The 16,876-nt window shown below is 60.8% G+C and carries 18 protein-coding genes; 6 read left to right on the forward strand and 12 right to left on the reverse strand.

Features of this window, described 5'->3' with window-relative positions; genetic code table 11:
• The 11 genes from AHiyo1_RS14555 to AHiyo1_RS14605 all read right to left on the reverse strand — a co-directional run.
• The coding region (locus AHiyo1_RS14555) for an SDR family NAD(P)-dependent oxidoreductase (protein WP_059389047.1) at positions 1 to 563 on the reverse strand (563 nt) is incomplete at its 3' end.
• A gap of 134 nt (positions 564 to 697) precedes the next feature.
• Positions 698 to 1,525 carry a Gfo/Idh/MocA family protein gene (locus AHiyo1_RS14560; protein WP_253257365.1) on the reverse strand — a complete coding sequence of 276 codons (828 nt, stop codon included), beginning with the start codon at positions 1,523 to 1,525 and terminating at the stop codon, positions 698 to 700.
• A 154-nt stretch (positions 1,526 to 1,679) separates the two neighbouring features.
• Positions 1,680 to 2,540, reverse strand: a complete 861-nt coding sequence (locus AHiyo1_RS14565; protein WP_148667593.1) for a carbohydrate ABC transporter permease — start codon at positions 2,538 to 2,540, stop codon at positions 1,680 to 1,682.
• Positions 2,537 to 3,451 carry a carbohydrate ABC transporter permease gene (locus tag AHiyo1_RS14570; RefSeq protein ID WP_084784521.1) on the reverse strand — a complete coding sequence of 305 codons (915 nt, stop codon included), beginning with the start codon at positions 3,449 to 3,451 and terminating at the stop codon, positions 2,537 to 2,539. Before AHiyo1_RS14570 ends, AHiyo1_RS14565 begins: the two co-directional genes overlap by 4 nt.
• Positions 3,452 to 3,509: 58 nt before the next feature.
• Entirely contained in the window at positions 3,510 to 4,775 is a 1,266-nt protein-coding gene (locus AHiyo1_RS14575) for an ABC transporter substrate-binding protein (protein WP_059389049.1), read from the reverse strand.
• A gap of 146 nt (positions 4,776 to 4,921) precedes the next feature.
• The gene (locus AHiyo1_RS14580; RefSeq protein ID WP_340639334.1) at positions 4,922 to 6,259 is read right to left on the reverse strand and encodes an MFS transporter; all 1,338 of its coding nucleotides are present in this window, start codon (positions 6,257 to 6,259) and stop codon (positions 4,922 to 4,924) included.
• Between the two features lie 94 nt (positions 6,260 to 6,353).
• Entirely contained in the window at positions 6,354 to 7,346 is a 993-nt protein-coding gene (locus AHiyo1_RS14585) for a Gfo/Idh/MocA family protein (protein WP_059389050.1), read from the reverse strand.
• Positions 7,346 to 8,245: a sugar phosphate isomerase/epimerase family protein gene (locus AHiyo1_RS14590; protein WP_059389051.1), complete on the reverse strand. Its 900-nt coding sequence runs from the start codon at positions 8,243 to 8,245 to the stop codon at positions 7,346 to 7,348. The genes AHiyo1_RS14585 and AHiyo1_RS14590 overlap by 1 nt, the downstream gene beginning before the upstream one ends.
• Positions 8,236 to 8,817, reverse strand: coding sequence for a VOC family protein (locus AHiyo1_RS14595; protein ID WP_059389052.1), 582 nt, complete (start codon positions 8,815 to 8,817; stop codon positions 8,236 to 8,238). Before AHiyo1_RS14595 ends, AHiyo1_RS14590 begins: the two co-directional genes overlap by 10 nt.
• Positions 8,814 to 9,809, reverse strand: a complete 996-nt coding sequence (locus AHiyo1_RS14600) for a LacI family DNA-binding transcriptional regulator (protein ID WP_059389053.1) — start codon at positions 9,807 to 9,809, stop codon at positions 8,814 to 8,816. The genes AHiyo1_RS14595 and AHiyo1_RS14600 overlap by 4 nt, the downstream gene beginning before the upstream one ends.
• Positions 9,802 to 10,788 carry a Gfo/Idh/MocA family protein gene (locus AHiyo1_RS14605; RefSeq protein ID WP_059389054.1) on the reverse strand — a complete coding sequence of 329 codons (987 nt, stop codon included), beginning with the start codon at positions 10,786 to 10,788 and terminating at the stop codon, positions 9,802 to 9,804. Before AHiyo1_RS14605 ends, AHiyo1_RS14600 begins: the two co-directional genes overlap by 8 nt.
• Positions 10,789 to 10,929: 141 nt before the next feature.
• Between AHiyo1_RS14605 and AHiyo1_RS14610 the strand changes: the two genes are divergently transcribed.
• The 6 genes from AHiyo1_RS14610 (at position 10,930) to AHiyo1_RS14640 (ending at position 16,151) form a co-directional block, all read left to right on the forward strand.
• On the forward strand, positions 10,930 to 11,577 hold the full coding sequence (locus AHiyo1_RS14610) for a bifunctional 4-hydroxy-2-oxoglutarate aldolase/2-dehydro-3-deoxy-phosphogluconate aldolase (protein ID WP_059389055.1): 648 nt from the start codon (positions 10,930 to 10,932) through the stop codon (positions 11,575 to 11,577).
• Positions 11,574 to 12,122: an AAA family ATPase gene (locus AHiyo1_RS14615; protein WP_059389056.1), complete on the forward strand. Its 549-nt coding sequence runs from the start codon at positions 11,574 to 11,576 to the stop codon at positions 12,120 to 12,122. The genes AHiyo1_RS14610 and AHiyo1_RS14615 overlap by 4 nt, the downstream gene beginning before the upstream one ends.
• 338 nt (positions 12,123 to 12,460) lie before the next feature.
• The gene (locus tag AHiyo1_RS14620; protein ID WP_059389057.1) at positions 12,461 to 13,876 is read left to right on the forward strand and encodes an MFS transporter; all 1,416 of its coding nucleotides are present in this window, start codon (positions 12,461 to 12,463) and stop codon (positions 13,874 to 13,876) included.
• Between the two features lie 175 nt (positions 13,877 to 14,051).
• Positions 14,052 to 14,864 carry a sugar phosphate isomerase/epimerase family protein gene (locus tag AHiyo1_RS14625; protein ID WP_059389060.1) on the forward strand — a complete coding sequence of 271 codons (813 nt, stop codon included), beginning with the start codon at positions 14,052 to 14,054 and terminating at the stop codon, positions 14,862 to 14,864.
• 142 nt (positions 14,865 to 15,006) lie between these two features.
• Positions 15,007 to 15,798 (forward strand): SDR family NAD(P)-dependent oxidoreductase, encoded by a 792-nt coding sequence (locus tag AHiyo1_RS14630; RefSeq protein WP_059389058.1) that lies wholly within the window; start codon positions 15,007 to 15,009, stop codon positions 15,796 to 15,798.
• Between the two features lie 95 nt (positions 15,799 to 15,893).
• On the forward strand, positions 15,894 to 16,151 hold the full coding sequence (locus tag AHiyo1_RS14640; RefSeq protein ID WP_370872685.1) for a GNAT family N-acetyltransferase: 258 nt from the start codon (positions 15,894 to 15,896) through the stop codon (positions 16,149 to 16,151).
• 102 nt (positions 16,152 to 16,253) lie between these two features.
• Here the strand turns inward: AHiyo1_RS14640 and AHiyo1_RS14645 are convergent.
• A partial coding sequence (locus tag AHiyo1_RS14645) for an aldo/keto reductase (protein ID WP_148667600.1) occupies positions 16,254 to 16,876 on the reverse strand: 623 nt, incomplete at its 5' end.

Below are 16,876 nucleotides of genomic sequence, written 5' to 3' on the forward strand. Positions count from 1 at the left end.
GCGAATTGTGCCCACATGGGTGTGTTCACCGGGCCTGGTGCGATGGCGTTAACGGAGATGCCGTTGGGCCCGAGCAGCTCGGCGAATGACCACATGATGTGAAGTACCGCTAGCTTGCTCGCGTTGTACGGCAGGTAGTTGAGGCGTGCTTCCTTGGCCGCAACGGAGGACAGGACCACGATGGCGCCGGCGGTGCCGGACTCGAGCATCGATTTGGCTGTTTCCCGCACCATCGTGAAGGTCGCGGAGGCGTTGATCCTCAGAATGGAGTCGAACTCTTCGGTTGTTGTCTCCATAATGCCGGGGGTGGGGCCGAGCACTCCCGCTGCGTGGATCAGGACATCAATGCGGCCGTGTTTGGATGCGATGTCCTGGATTGCGGCTGCGCATTGCTGTTCCGAGGTGATGTCGAGGGGGTAGAACGCCTCCAAGGGCTGGTCCTCTTTGGGGGAACGGTCAGCGCCAACGACGATGGCGCCTGCAGCTTTGAGTGCGCTGACAGCGGCGTCGCCGATTCCGCCGCTGGATCCGGTTACCAGAACCACCTGGTCTTTGAGGCTCATTTGATATCGCTTCCATGAATGTGGGTGCACCGCGGTCCCCCCGCGGCTGGAGTGTGAGGTGATCGTTTCATGTTCATTTCCTTAGTTGAGATTGCTCGGTTCGGCCGGTCGCCATGTGGTCAGGTTTGATGATGCTACGGGGCGAGCTCGTCCTTAGCTCGGGAGGCTACAGCTGCCAGGAGGGCATCGGCGATTTCGGTGGCGCGGAGTGCCTGGGCGAATGTGACTGCAGGGGTTTCACCCGAGCAGAACCTCAGAGCCGACTCGGCCTGGCGAAGGAAGAGGTCCGAGGGATCGAAGGTCTTCTCGTACTGGCTGCCGTCCCGTTCCCACGCGTGGAGGGAATCGTTGGACCACAGCATCCGGCCGGTGCTTGCCAGGACATCGATGGTGAGGCTCCAGTCCCCTTGGTTGAGACCTTGAGACTCCTGCCAGGGAGACCAGTAGCTCTGAAGGTTAAACACCGTGCCCTCAGGAAATTCGAGGGTGGCGACGACGTGTTCTGGTACCGGCGAGCCGTACAGGCTGCTGCTGGCGCTGGTGGCCAGTACTCTCGGGTCGCCATCGAACCAGGAGGAGACTAGTTCGATGGCGTGAATGCCGTTGATGACGGCGACGCCGCCCTCCTTCGGGTCGGCGCGCCACGAGTCGACCTTCTGTTTATGGGCCACGGAGCGGACGGACACGGCGACCACGTCGTGGTCCCTGACCCATTGAGAGACAACCGGTGCGGCGGGGTGCTGGTGGAGCGTGTACCCGACCATGAGGCGTTCGCTGACGCCGGATGCAGCGGCCAGGACGGCGGCGCCCTCTGCGTCTGCGGCTACCGGTTTTTCGGTCAGGACACGCAATCCCCTGCTGAGAAGGTCTGCGCAAACGTCCGGTTGCATGGTGGTTGGGAGGGCAACGACGACTAGGTCCAGGTCCTCGGGGCGGAGTGTCTCTGTGCTGGGTAGCAGCACTGCGCCCAGTTCCTGGGCGAGTGGGTAGCGCGGTGGTCCTTGTCAACAAGGAAGACGACGTTGGCACCGGCTGCGGCGAATGCTCGTGCGTGTCGTGATCCGGCCCAGCCGGCTGCTCCAACGACGGCGACCCGGGGAGCCTGTTCCGTTACGGTCATGATTTGACGCCTCCCGAGGTCAGGCCTGCGATGAACCAGCGTTGGAATATGGCGAAGATGCCCAGGACGGGCACGAAGGCGACGATGACGAAGGCGCCGAAGGAGGCCCAGAAGTTGCCGAAGCCGGTGGAGATGTAGCGGACGATGCCGTTCTGCACGGTCTTCATGTCCTCGGTTGTTGCGAGGACGGTTCCGACAAGGAAGTCGTTCCAGACGAACACGAAGATGAAGATTGCAACGGCTGCTATACCAGGACGGATCAGGGGCAATACGATCCGCAGGAGGATTTGGCGCCGGCTGCAGCCATCGATCGCCGCTGCTTCCTCGATCTCAACCGGAATGTTTTCGATGAAGTTCCGCAGGAACAGGATCGTTTGTCCGCAGATGATGCCCGTGTAGACCACGATCAGCAGAGGGTAGGTGTTGATGAGGGACGTTTTGACGAACATCGAATAGAGCGCAATGAAAACGACGACACCAGGGACCATGGACAGCACGAGGATTGCCGTCATGAGGGCCTCCATTCGGCGGCCGCGGAAGCGGGTGGCGACATACGCTGCAGGTATGCACACAGCCAAGGCCAAGACGATTGACCCGACGGCGTAGATGAGTGAGTTCGCAAAGAAGCGAATATTGGCGGAGGTAAACAGCCCGCCGTAGCTGCCGAAGGAGACCGGGTCGGGGATCCATACCGGCGGGAAAGCCACCGTATTGGCTTCAGTCTTCAGGGACGTCGACAAGATCCACAGGATGGGTGGCAGCACCAGGGCAGCGGTCACGGTAATAACGGCCCAAATGGGTAACCGTTGCAGAATCTGCCCCGGGCGTCGGCGTCGGGCGGGGATAGTGGCAGTCACAGGGTGTCCTTCCGTCGGAAGCGGATTGCTACCAGGGTCAGGGCGATGTTGATCGCGAAGAGCAGGATGGCCGTTGCCGAAGCTCCCGACAGGTCGAAGTTCTGGAACGTCTTGTTGAATACGCGCATGGAGAGCGTTTCGGTACCGCCAAGCGGGCCGCCGCGCGTGGTGACCAGGATGATGGTCACCATCTGCACATAAAGCATCATCAGGACGACCACGACCGAGACGATGGTGTTCCGGAGGAAGGGCAGCGTGATGTTCACAAACCCCTGCCAGGCATTCCCTCCGTCGACGCGAAGGCTCTCGTAAAGTTCCATGGGAACGGTCTGCAGAGCCCCGAGGAAGAGGACCATGGCTTGGGGGTAAGACCACCATGCGGTGATGAGGGTCACGGCCACAAGGGCCGAACCAGGCGATGAGAACACGTCCGTGGGTCCGAAACCAAGAGCCTTAGTGATGGCCGTGCCCGGACCGTAGTTGGGGTTGAGGAACCACAGCCACAGTGTGCCGACGGTGGCTTGGGACATCAGCCAAGGAAGCAGGAACAGGCTCCGGACCGTCCGCTTGAAGCGGATGATCTTGTTCAAGACCATTGCAGAGGCAAACCCCAGCGGCACGGCGATGGCCAGCGCACCAAGTGAGAAGGCAAGGGTGGTGCCGATCTGTTTGGGAAGGTCCTTGTCTGAGAAGAGCTTCGTGAACGAATTCAGACCGGAGAATTCTTTGATCTGGTAGTACGTGGTTTCGTGGAGGGCAGTCCAGGCTGTGAAGACCAGGGGCCCGACGAAGACGAAGAGGAAGACCGCTACGACCGGGACGACGTAGAGCCAGACAGCGCGGTCTTTCCGGGAAGTCCGGATTCGGGGTTTGATACTCCGCGCTGTGCGTTGTACTTGTGTCACTGACATGAGGTTCGCTTTCCTGGGGCCAGGGCTGTTCCGTCGTTATTCCAGTCCGGACCGAGGCTCACTTGTTGGCCGCGTCCTGGGCAATCTTCATGAACTCGTCCGCTGAACGGTTGTTGAGGTACAGCTCCTGGCCGGCGCCGGCGAGGCCCCCCGCGATAGCAATCCAGTTGTCCGGGTAGGGGTGTGGCTCGCTGTGCTGCTCGACGAATTTACTGACGTCCAGCACGGTCTTGGCCCCGAGAGTGGTGAAGTAGGGATCCTTGAAGGTCGCGGAGCGAGTGGGTACGTCACCTCCGGTTGCCATGACTGCCCCGGCTTTCGGGCCGGTCATGTACTCAATGAACTTCCAAGCGGCCTGGGCATGCTTGCTCCCGGCACCGATGCCAAGCGTCCAGCCGAATGTCGATCCGGTATCCGAGCCGTTTGAGGTCTTGGGCAGGGTGGAGGACTTGATGTCCGGGTTCGCCTTCTGCAGGGTCAACAGGCGTTCAGTTCCAAGGACGGCCATCGACACAGTGCCGTTTTGGAGACCGTCATTGACTGTGGAGTACTGGTCCCCCACCACACTCTTGGACATGCCTCCGGCTTTTTTGAGCTTGACAAGGAAGTCGGCGAATTCCTTGCCCTTCTCAGTGTTGAAGGTGGCTTTGCCGTCCTGACCTGAGACTTCCTGCCCCACCTGACTCATGAAGCAATCAAAGAAGGTCGAGATGATCGCCGAGTTGTCGACGCCGGAGAATCCCGTCCCAAACCCCGTATAACCGGCGGCTGCTGCTTTTCCAGCTACGTCCGCGACCTGGTCCCATGTCGTGGGTACTGCCGCTCCGATCTGCTTGAGGATCTTGTCGTTGTAATAGAGGGTGCAGGTGCGGTAGTCGTACGGCACGGCTACCTGTTTTCCATCCTTGTCCGCCAGCTTATCCACCGGGCGCAGCCAGTCGGTGATCTGCTTGGCCTCCCCTGGAAGCGGCTGATAGACCTGGGCGGCAGCCATCTGTGGAACCACCGGTGCGTACATCTTCACAACGTCCGGCGTCTGACCCGCTGCTGCCGCCTGCGGGAGCCTGCTGATCATGTCGCCGAAGGAAACCGTCGAAAGCTGGACATGGATGTTGGGATTTTCCTTCTCGAAGTTCTCGATGTTCTGCTTCAGCGCCGCGGACCGGGGGTTGTTCTGGCTCGGGTCCATGAAGTCCCAGTACGTCAACGTCACGGGACCGGCTTCACTGTTGTTGCCGGCGTCGCCCGGATTGCTGCTTGAGCAGCCTGTCAGCAGTGCCGCGGCCAGGGCAACAGCAGTCAAAGAACCTGCACTTTTGATCATTGCGTCTCTCCTTTGAGATCGGTTGCATTCATATCAGTAGAAATGAGATCGGTTGCTGAGATTGGTTGCAATAAACATAGGATGGCGAAAAGGGTCTGTCAAGGAATTATTTGGCTCAGGCTTTGGAGTACTGGCGTTCTGGGTTGTCAGCGAAGATGATGTCGACTTTGTGAGCAGCTGGAGCCGGGCACCGCGTCAGTGTCTTGCTCTGTTGAGTGCCTGGCGGTCTCGCCCGGGAAGGCATCCTCAAGCTCGCGCGGTCTGTTGATCATCAGGGCTCCCACGGTAAGCACGAGGAGCCAGGCTCCGAGCATGCCGAACGAGGGTAGCCAGTGGTCCCCTGGCTGATGCAGGAGACCAAAAAGGAATGGGCCGAGGCTTGCGAGGGTGTAGCCGACTCCCTGGGCGAACCCGGACAGTACCCCCGACCCGGTTTGTGTTCGTGCCCGCTTATTGATCATGGTAAACGCGAAGGAGTATGCGCCCTGACCAAGCCCGGCGATGGCTACCCACACTGCGGCAGAAGTCATCGGAGCAAAGATGATGCCTCCATAGCCGGCCGAGAACGTGACGACGAACAGGATTGCGATAGGTAGCGGGCGAGGCATCCTCACCACAGCAAAAGGGACAACAAGGCCGACCGGCAGGCCGAGGATGGAATAGAGCGCCAACATGAACCCGGCGGTTTCCGGACTCATCCCTCTGTCTATAAGAACAACCGGAAGCCATGTAAGGGCAGCAAACGTGTTGCTCGAGCAACCCGCGAAGATTAGTGCCGTACCCCAGCCAATCGATGATCTCCAGGGCTTGATCACGCTGGTGCGGGGCGGCGGTACTTCGCTGGTTGGCGGTTTCCTGACGCGGGCAGCCGTACGCCTGCCGGCAAGGACCGTCAGCCAGGGTACCGTTGCGGCGGCGCTGATTACCGCCCAGATACCGATGGAGAACCGCCAGCCATACATACCCGCCAAGGGTGTGGCGGCTTGGGCGGCCACGGCGGTGCTGACGGCGAGGAGTGTCACGTGGAGGGCAGGGAGGATCCCGATCTTATCGGGGAAATACTTCATCAACAGCGGCGGAATCACCACATTTACCACCCCGATCCCCAGCATGGCGACACAGGTGAACACCAAAAAGGCGAGGGTAGTCGACCCCAGTGCGCGTCCGATCTGGCCGAGTGTTGTCAGCAGGATTGACACCAGCAGCAGGTGTTCGGGCTGGGTACGGCGGATCAGAGGGACAGCCAGGAAGCCCATCGCTGCGAAGCCGGCGGTCGGCAGCATACCAAGGATCCCGGTCGTCACGGCGTCGAGGGGTAGGTCACCGCTTATTGGACCAAGGAGTGGGGATACCGCCGAAACCGCCTGTCTGGCGCTGAACGCGACCAGCAGGATGCCAACGAGAGGGGTGAGCCGGCCGCGCAGCGGTTGTCGTCCCGTTCCCCCGATTTTCGGGTTGCTCTGGTGGAGGCGGTTTGGAGCTATTTTGTGCCTCCCTATGCTCAGCGGCTTGTGGAGGCCGTGGTTTCAACAGTTCTCGGTGCAAGACCTAACCCGAAGGATGGGCGAGCTTGGTTGTTCAGCTTCCGTTCACTGCGTGGCTGGCCCATTCCCGGCCGGCTTGTTCCTCTGTCGGGAGCCCGGAAGCGGCGAGGATCCGGTCGAGCAATCGTTGGGTGTGAACGGCTTCACGGCCTGAGGTCAGTGGCTGTTGCCTGTCAGCGACGCGGTCCAGGAAATGGTTAACGGCGGCGGAAAATCCGAGAGTGTCCGTCGCAGTAGCCCAGCCATACGCCTCTGCGCTGAGTTCCCGGGATGTGGTGACGCCCTTGACTGTGGTCGAGACCGTTTCGGGCGCCCTGACCTCTACTGTCTTTCCGTCACCATAGGCATCCAACTTCTCGTTCCACGCTCCTGCTGTGCGGGCGGCCATCAGGACGCCCGTGTTCCCGGTGCTGAAGCGGATGGTTGCTGCGACGCCGTCTTCTTCCCAGGGGTCGTCACCAGCGGCGTGGGCGGCGACGTGCTCGGGTTCGCCGCCGCAGTACCAGCGGAGGAGATCGACCATATGGATGGCATTTTCGAATGTTGCACGGTATTCGGAGCCGGGGCGGTTTTTCTGGGCGACGCAGAAGGTGGCGCCTTTGGTACCGAAAACTTCCCGGCCGGCAGTGTAGACGGGAGCGTAGCGGCGGTTGAAGTCGACCATCAGTATGCGGCCGCGCTCGTCGGCGAGGTCTGCCAGACGTTCCGCCTCATCGGTTGCCGGAGCCAAGGGTTTTTCGCAGAACACGTCGACATCATGGCTCAGGCATAGCTGGACGGCGTGGGCGTGCTCGGAACGTGGCGTCAGCACGAAGACTGCATCCAGCTCCTGCGAATCCACCATGTCCTCCACGGTCTTGTAGGCGGCGCCGAATCCCCAGCGCCTGACCAGGCTGCTTGGGTCATCCCGGCGGGACACCAAGGCGGCCAATTCGACGTCGGCACGTTGCACGAGGGTGGGCAATTGGGCAATGGTGGCGATATTGCCCGCGCCGACAACTCCGACGCGTAGACGGTTGGTGTTCATCAGGCGTTCCTTACTTCAGTCAGGTCAGAGAGCATGGCGCGAAGGACGGCGGCGGATTCCCGGAATCCGTCCTCGGGCGCGGGGAGGTCTTGAGGATGCCAGCGGTACTCGAGCTCGATGCTCAGCACGTCGTCGTAGCCGTGCTGCAGCAACGCGGCGAGGATGTCGGACCATGGAACGACGCCGCCTCCGACCACGCGCGACCTGACAGCCCGTTCGGAAGCGTTGACCCGGGCCGTTTCCGTGGCGCGGAAGGCTGCGTTGGGATCCGTGAAGACCAGGTCCTTCACATGCACGTGACCGACCAGATCTCCTTGAACAGCAAAGGCCTGTTCGAACGTTTCGTCGTGCGTGAAGGTCAGGTTCGCCTGGTCATAGAGAACGCGGACCGCCGGATGGTCAATTTCCCGGACTAGGGCAGCGGTGGCCGCCGCGGTCTGGGTCATGGTGCCGAAGTGGTTTTCCACGCAGAGGCGAACGCCCGCCTGGCCAGCTTCGGGCGCCAGGGTCTCCAATGCTTCACGCAGTTTTGCCCAACGCGCCGTGTGGTCGTTGTCCCCAGGGTGCCAGGAACCGGCATAGACACGGACCCGGTCAGCGCCGAGCAGGTGTGCGGTTTCTATGGCGCCGCGAAATTCATCAACTGCTGTGCGCCATTCCGCGTCGTACAGTGAGTTGATGGCGGTCGTGTAAGGCGTCAGACCTACGATGGGTATCCCTGCGGTATCGGCCGCCTTCATTGCCTCCACCGCAGCACGCCGGTCACCTAATGGCAACCCTGATTTGTAGTCATCCTGGTAGATGACTTCGGCTGCATCGAGCCCTGCGGCTCGGAAGAGATCAAGTGCTTGGGGAACCGTGTGGTTCGGGGTGCCTAGTGTGTGACCCGCTAGCCGCATTTGTTTATGTCCTTTCTGGAAGTGTTTGGAGGTGTTGCCCAGTCCGTGGGACCGACCAGCGGGGGCGGGGCTGCGACGCGGGATCGGTCCACGATTTCCATCAGCAATCCCCATGGGGTGATGAAGTAGGTCCAGCGGTTGCCGGCTACTCGGGGGCTGTCGCCGGCAACTTCCTTGCGTTCTCCGAGCACCCGTACTCCAGGTGTTGCCTGCAGCACTGCGATCGCTTCGTCGACGTCGTCCACGACGAAGCACAGGTGGTGGCCGCCGGCGTCGCAGTGCCGCGGCGGGGTACCACGCCGCTGAGTGCTGCTCCATTCGAAAAGCTCAATGTTGAGGTTTGGTGGCAGGCGCAGCATGGCGAGCGTGAGCTTGGCATCTGCCGGGACGTCGAAGTTTGTGGGCATGAATTCTTCATCGGGCCCGCGTTCGGAGCGGTAGAGCTCTTCGGCTCCGAGGACTTCGACGAAGAACCGGATGCCTTCGTCAAGGTTTGGAACCGTCAGGCCGACGTGGTCTGTGTGCTGAAGGCCCGGCAGGCGCCGGAGCGTTGACTCCTGCGCCCTGGTCATTTGCGTGGTCCAGAGGTGGAGCGGCGGACCAGAAGCTCAGGTTCGAGGACGATGTGGTCCACGGAGCCATCCGCGTTCTGCTTCTCAGCCAGTTCAATGGCGATGTGTCCCATGTCGGCAATCGGCTGGCGAACCGTCGTCAAAGGAGGGTTAAACCGGGCGCCGAGAGCGAGACCGTCGAACCCGATAACCGACACGTCTTCCGGTACCCGTACTCCACGTTGGCCGAGCGCCGAAATGACCGCAAAGGCCACCATGTCATTGGCGGCGATGATTGCCGTTGGAGGATTGTCCATCTCCAGGTAATGTTCTGCCCCGCGCGTGCCCGCATCAAGATCCGACCCGCTGTCCAGCACGACAGGTGCGTTGCCGCTCTCGGCGGACAGCTCCAAATAGGCGTCCATCCGGTCCTGGGCGGTGTGCGTCCCGGCAATGCCGGATACGTAGCCAATCGAGGTGTGCCCTAACGCGTGCAGGTGGTCCAGTGCGAGCCTGATTCCCTGGCGACTGTCGACGGTGACTGTGGGAACGGAGTCGTCACCTTCCACGCGGTCGATCACCACGACTTTATGGCCGAAGTCGAAGCGTTTCATGGCCTCGGTATCGACCTTTGTCGATGGAGCCACAATTCCGAAGGGGGCGTACATGGCCTGCATGGCGGTGAAGTATCCATCGGTCTTGGCAGGGTCACCATTGGTGACGCAGAGCAGCAGCTGGTAGCCGCGCTCGTCCGCCGCCTGCGTCATCGTCTTGGCAAGTTCAGCGAAGAACGGGTTGGTGATGTCAGGGACGATCAGCGGGATGAACGTGCTGGTTTTCCGGCGAAGCGCCTGGGCTAGTGGACTCATCGTGTAGCCGAGTCCCTCGGCGACCCGAAGGATGTGCTCGCGTGTTTCGCTCTTCACCGCCTCGGGGCGTGAGAAAGCCCGGGAGACCGTTGACCTATGGACACCAGCAGCTTTTGCAACGACGTCGATACTCAAGTCAGACATGTTCTCTTCCTCCGTGCTGGTTGTCATAGGCCTGCCAAATGGGGCGCATGACGTCTTCGAGCTGGGCCAACGTAGTCAGGCCCAGGAATCCATCATCCAGCGTCCGGGCGACGCTCCGCACGAACGGAGCATAAAGTGGGTCGCTGTCCACATTGATCTTGTCGACCTCCGTGGTGCCGTCCAGTGCCGTGAACGTAGCTGTGCCGTCCGAATCAACGGATGCGAATCCTGCCTCACCAACCGAGGTAAAGCTGCAGTAGCGCTTAAGCGGCGAACCAGGGAATGCGTAGCCAACCTCAACGATGGCTTCGCGTCCCTCCGGCGTCGTGATGATCAGGCTGGCATGATCCTCCACAGCCTGGTTGTGAAGAGCCGATGAGAGCCGGGAGTCCACACGCGCCACGGTCTCACCCGTGCCCCTAAGGAACAGATCGACAAAATGTGGGCCCAGATTGGCCAGGCAACCCCCGCCAGCCTTGACAGGATCGAGCATCCAGGGATTGGCATTGTCGAGATACCGGGCTGGCGGGCCGGCAATGAACGAGGTTCGCTGGTACGTGGGCCGGCCTGCCTTGGCAAGCCATTGCTCTGTGGGTCCACCGCGCTGGACCAGGGGGACGGTGGCAGGCACGCCGGCTGCCTCCGCGGCTTGACGCACGGCGGAAAGCTCGTCAAGGGAAGTGCCCAACGGCTTCTCCACAACGAACGGAATACCGCGCTCGATCAACGCAAGACACTTTTCGGCCACACCGTCATGGGGGCCGAAGACATATGCGAGGCCGACGTCGGGGAGATCAACCAGCTTCCGCCAGTCGGCTTCAACCGGCGCCCCCCATCCTTCCGCCAGGTCCTGCACCTGGACGCGGGATACGTCGTCGTCACCGACTCCGATCACCTCGTGCTCTTCGGCAATGGCCGGCGCGCAAAGCGGAACATGCCAATGGGAAGCACCCAGAATGATTGTGCGTACGTGAGTCAACCGCAATACCCCCTTGTATGAGATCGGTTGCTGAGATCGGTTGCAATAACACTATGGATAGTGGGAAAGTTTGTCAACGACACTTTAACATTGCCCGGGCAATAGGGAACATCAACACGCCGGGGCGCAAGAAAGGCAAGCATGTACAAGAAACTTCGCACCCTGCAGACCATCGACGAATCCGGCGCCGTCCTGATCGTCCGCCTCCAGAACGCTGAAGTGGCAGAACGCGTGGCAGAAGCCGCCATCACCGGAGGCTTCCGAGCCCTTGAAATCACCCTCTCGATCCCAGGGGCGGTCGATGTGATCCGTAGGCTCGCCGCCAAGCACGGGCCCAACGGAGTAGCCATCGGCGCCGGAACGGTACTGGACGAGCACTCGGCCTACGAGTGCATCCGCGCCGGCGCTGACTTCCTTGTCAGCCCTCAACTGAACCCGGCAATGATCCGGACAGCGAACCGGTACCAGATACCCACCGTCAGCGGCGCCTACACGCCAACTGAGCTGGTCAACTCCGCCGAGGCGGGTGCCGACATCCTCAAGCTTTTCCCCACCGAAGCCGGAGGCATCCCCTACGTCAAATCCATCCTCGCCCCACTCGCCCATCTGCCGATCATGCCGGCAGGCGGCGTGACCCTTGAGAACGTAGGCGAATGGTTTGCCGCCGGCGTCGCAGGTGTCGGCGTCGGCAGCTACGTGACTAAAGCATGGCAGCCGGATGGCGACTTCAACCGCGTCACCAAAGCCGCCAAGGAGTTCCTGTCAGCGGTGGCAGAGGCCCGCCGATGACCGCCCCCAGCGTCTTCATCGTCATTGGCCCGGCCGGCTCAGGTAAAACGACAGTTGCCCAGAAAACGGCAAGAGAGAACGATGCCGCTTACCTGGACAAGGACAGGGTATGCGGACGATTTGTCGAGTTCGCCCTGAAAGCAACAGGACACGACCCCACCGACCGGGAATCCAACGACTTCTACCGCGACAACCTGCTGCCCCTCGAATACGACACTCTCATGGACGTGACTGGAGCGAACCTGCGCCTCGGCCTGTCGGTAGTAATCGATGCCCCATTCGGCGCTTACTTTCAGGTACCCGACTTCCTGACCCGCGCAGCAGAGAAATTTCACTGGCCACCTTCCCAGACCACAGTCGTGCGGGTAAGGGTTCCCCAGGAACTTCTGCGGGAACGGCTTACCCGCCGCGGCCTGGAACGAGACCAATGGAAACTCTCGCACTGGGACGAATACTGGTGCACCTACGGAAGCCTCGAATGCGCGTGGTCCGGGGTGGAGTACCTGGACTTCAACAACGAAACACCGCTCCCGGCAGATGCGTGACTGCCGGACCTGGCCATCTTTCACTTTGACCCGAGGTCCAAGAGCAGCCCTTCTCGGGTCTGATGCCCTACTTTCTGTTCGGGAGGCCTGCTTCCAGAGCATGGATAGCGTCGCCGCCTGCTAGACGCCGGCGCGGCCCAGATTCGGAACGACCCCTTCAACAAGACGTTGACAACCGACTTTCATCACTCGTAAGGTTATTGCAACCGATCTCAGCAACCGATCTCATTGGTCGTGTTGATGAGTTAGAGAGCCGCAGTAAAGCAAATTTCGGGCAAGCATTAAGCGCCCTCACCCCATTACCCCTCCGCAGCAAATGTGAAAATATGGAGAGTTCAATGAAGACCTCAAAAGAAGCCGTCGGCAGGCCGGACCCTTCGGAGTATCCCGAAGTGTCCAAGCGTCCTCGCCGCAACGTGAATATGGTGGCAGGAACGATTGGCCACTTCGTGGAGTGGTACGACTGGTACATTTACGGCCTGCTCGCGGCTGTGTTCTCGGGACAGATTTTTCCAGGCGATTCCCCGTTCGCATCCCTAGTCGCAGCACTGCTCACCTACGCAGTAGGTTTTGTTGTGCGCCCGCTCAGCGGAGTCATCGTCTCCCCACTGGCCGACCGTTTCGGCCGGCGGCGCATCCTGACGCTGTCCATCTCCGGAATGGCGGTCGGCGCCCTGATCATCGGCCTCACACCCTCGTTTGCGACCATCGGCTATGCCGCACCGATTCTTTTCCTGGTGGCACGCATCCTCCAGGGAATCTCGGCCGGCAGTGAGGCGCAGAGCGCCATCGCCTTCATGGTCGAACACGCCCCCGCGAACCGCAGGGGCCTGTTCGGTTCATTTTCCAATACGGCGAGCGGCCTGGCGACTCTCGCAGCTACCGGCGCCGCAGCAATGGTGACATCAGCCTTTGCCCCAGCGGACCTGGCCGCCTGGGGTTGGCGCGTCCCGTTCATCGCGGGCGGCATCCTCGGCGTCGTTGGCCTGATCTTGAGGGCACGGGCAGAAGAGACCCCCGAGTTTGAGGCAACGGCCCTTGTCGATCAAAAGTCCGCAGCGGCCCGCCTGATGGACCTGCTTCGCGAACATCCCAAGGCGCTGCTGCAGGCGGCTGCACTCTCTGCCCCGGCCGTGGCCTACTACACTTGGGCCACCTTCCTTCCCACCTACGCCAAACTGACCACCGGCCGGGACCTGGCATCCACGCTGACCGGGAATGTTATCGGGTTGGCCTTGCTCGTTGTCATCGTGCCGATCTGCGGTGCGCTGTCCGATCGGCTCGGCCGGCGCAAAATCTTCCCCATCGTCGGTGCCATCGGCATGATCGTTCTCTTCTACCCTCTCCTGCTCCTACTCAACCAGCCCGGCTTTGGTGTCTACGTTCTGGTATCAGCCTCGGGATGGGTAGTTCTCGGTATCTGGCAGGCCGTCTACCCGACCATTCAGGCCGAGCTGTTTCCGGCGTCGGTACGTGTATCCGGGATCGGATTTGCACACCAGATCGTCATCGCCGTCTTCGGCGGCACAGCGCCACTGATCGCCGCTGCGTTCGTTGGCGCCGGACAGCCCATGCTTGTCGCGGTCTACATGATTGTCGTCGTCGCCCTGTGCCTCGTCGTTTACTTCACCTTGCCCGAGACCGGCAGCCGCACCGGCCGCGCCACTGTGGCGCTTGCTGACGCTGAGGTACTTGAAGGCGAGCACCTGCTGGTGGCTCCTTCGCATGCCACCGACGAGGCTAGGCGTTCCTAGTAGGCACGCTGGTACCAAGCCGCCGTAGCGGCTCGACCAAGCAAAAGGGGGCGTGTCCCCCGGGCCTCGTCGAGCCGCCTGGCTCGCGCTTGCGATCCCTCGGCAGGGACCAAAATTCGTAGCGCGTTTACAAATAGGCGAAGAACAGAAGTGAGGATGCCTTCACGTGAACCAAATGATCATTAACACATTTTCCTATCTATGGTCATCTACGGCGATTGATGCCATAGCTGAATTGGTCGACAGTGGGTACAGAACTTTTGAAGTTCCGATCAGCTCGCCACATTGCTGGCCGGATGAGATAACCGCCCCTGAGCGTTCGGCAACTCGCGCGAGGCTCGTTGAGTACGGCGCAACCATCAGGTCACTGAACGCCGGTGGATATGACATCAACTTGGCCAGCCCGGGCGCCAACATGCGTCGCAAAAGCATCGAGCACATCAAATCGGTGATTGACGTGGCTGCGGCCTGGGATGTCCCCGAAGTCGTGATATCCCCGGGCACAAGACGCCCCATGATTTCACCTTCACTCGAAAAGACCTACGGGTGGATGTACGAGAGTCTGGAAAATCTGATTCCGCTGGCCAAGCAGGCCGGCACACGACTGCTCTTTGAAAACACTCCCTACTGCTTCACGCCTACCATCCAGGATCTGGCAGGCGTTGTAAGCACTATCAACGACGAAGCAGTGAAGATTGTGTACGACGTCGCCAACGCTGCCTACATAGGAGAAGACCCCGTAAACGGCTTGCTCTCCCACCACGAAGCAATTGGACTTGTCCATATTTCTGATACGGGCACCGAAACCTGGGGCCATGATCCAATCGGCACCGGAGTGATCGACTGGAATGGATTGGGCACAGCCGTAAGGGAAACCTGCGGCGTCAATAACGTAGTCCTTGAAATCATTCGCGAAGAGAACCCCGTGCAGGAATTCGATAAGGCAATGCAGGATCTTAAGAATCAAGGCTGGGATCTGGGGTCTTAGCCCCTGGGTCGAGGTTGCGACGGGCTAGTCGATGTGTTTCCACTGCCACTTTTATGGTGTAGACGGATGGCTCTACAGCCCGTGGGCCCTCTTCAGTTAAGAATGACTTCATATGAAACCCAGGTAAAAGGAAATGTGTGCAATGAGAGCTTTGGTAAGTGGCGGAAGCACCGGCATAGGCGCGTCTACCTGCGTGAGAATCGCGGAGGCCGCTCTGGCCCGGGGTGTGCACCCGATGATTGCCGTATGTGGACACAAATCGAACAGCAGCCAAGAGCAGGTTGTTCGTTCAATCCAGTCCATGGGTGGTACCGCCATCGCACTGGCAGGTGATCTCGGGGATCCCGACGTGCCAAGTCAACTGGTAGAGGCTGCGATAGCGGAGTTCGGTGGCCTGGATGCGTTGGTAGCAAACGCCGGAATCGCCAGCCCTGCTGCCATCTGCGACTTGTCCCTTGAGGACTGGGACGGAATGTTCTCCGTCAACCTCCGCGGCGCGTGGCTTCTTGCCAAAGCGAGTTACCCGCACTTGAAGGACAGCAACGGCGCCGCCTGTTTCACCTCCTCCATGTCCGGCCAACAACCCCATGCTGGATCAGGTGCTTACAGCCCCAGCAAGGCTGCGTTGACGATGTTGGCGCAGACACTCGCGTTGGAATGGGCCCCTGACGGAATCCGTGTGAATGTGGTCTCCCCCGGCATGACTCACACCCGGATGACGGAAAAAATGTATGAAGATCCCCAAATCAAGAAGGCAAGGGAAGATATTATCCCGCTGGGAAGAATTGGCGATCCCATCGACATTGCGAACGTGATCGAATTTCTTGTCAGTCCGCTATCTGGTTATGTCACCGGCCAAGACATTTGTGTCGACGGTGGCTTCTCCAAATCTATCCTCAGCCATATTCCTGGACGACCCAGTTCCAAATCCTGAAGCCGAACTGTGCCGGCGCCCCCGAAAGTGGCCTAGGGCGTGTCTCCTAAAGCGGCTAGCCAGATGCTGACTGCTCGGAGAACCGCTCCTCCGCGATACGTGAGTGCGAGTTTGTCGTAGCGAGTGGCCAAGCCCTGCCATTGCTTGAAGGTATTACTGCCTGGGTCGAAGAAGTTATGGTGGCCGGGCAGGTGCGACGACAGGGGGTGGGGCAGGCCTTGATGACTGAGGCCGAGTTGTGGGGGCGGGAGCAAGGCGCTGCCTATGTCTCTCTAGCGAGCCGGCGGGCAGGAGGGTTCTACCGTGCGCTGGCTTATGAGGACGCCGCGACCTTCTTCAAGAAGCCCCTTTGATTCCGGCATCATCGAATAGTCGGCATAACTCGGTCATTGATAGACCCTGACACTCGTGTGGCCGAGGCGTGAGTACTTCACCGAGTTCCTCGTATCTTCCGGTCAGGACCGGGTCCCGGCAGTTAGCGCCGAGACCGCATTGAGCTGTTCCTGGGTGAGCTCGACATCTGCTGCGGCGGCGTTGGCGCGGAGCTCGTCGGCGGTCTCGGCTCCAACGATCACCGATGCCACGGCCGGGCGGGACAACAGCCAGGCCAGCGAGACCTGCTGCATACCCAGTCCCCACGCGCGGGCCAGTTGGTCGAGTTGGCGGGCGATGGCGATCTCGGCGTCGGGGTATCCGGGCCCGCCGTAGCGCTTGCCTCCGGCGATCGGCCGGTCCAGGACCGACAGGTCGGCAAGGAGACCGCCGTGCAGCGGCGCATAGGGAATGATCGACAGACCGAACCTCACGCACGCGGCGGCGAGCTCCTTTTCGGCGCTGCGGTCCAGGAGGCTGTACATCACCTGCGCAGCCACGGGGGCGGAGACCAGCCGGCGGTCATCGGCGATCCACAGGGCCTCGGTCATCTGCCAGGCCGGGTGGTTGGACAAAGCGACATACCGCAGCTTCCCCTGCCGGATCAGATCGTCGTAGACGGCAAGGGTCTGCTCCAGGGGCGTGTTCGGATCAGGGAGATGCGCGTAATAGAGGTCGATGCGGTCAGTGCGCAGCCGGCGCCAGG

The sequence above is a fragment of the Arthrobacter sp. Hiyo1 genome (assembly GCF_001263615.2).
Classification (GTDB): domain Bacteria; phylum Actinomycetota; class Actinomycetes; order Actinomycetales; family Micrococcaceae; genus Arthrobacter.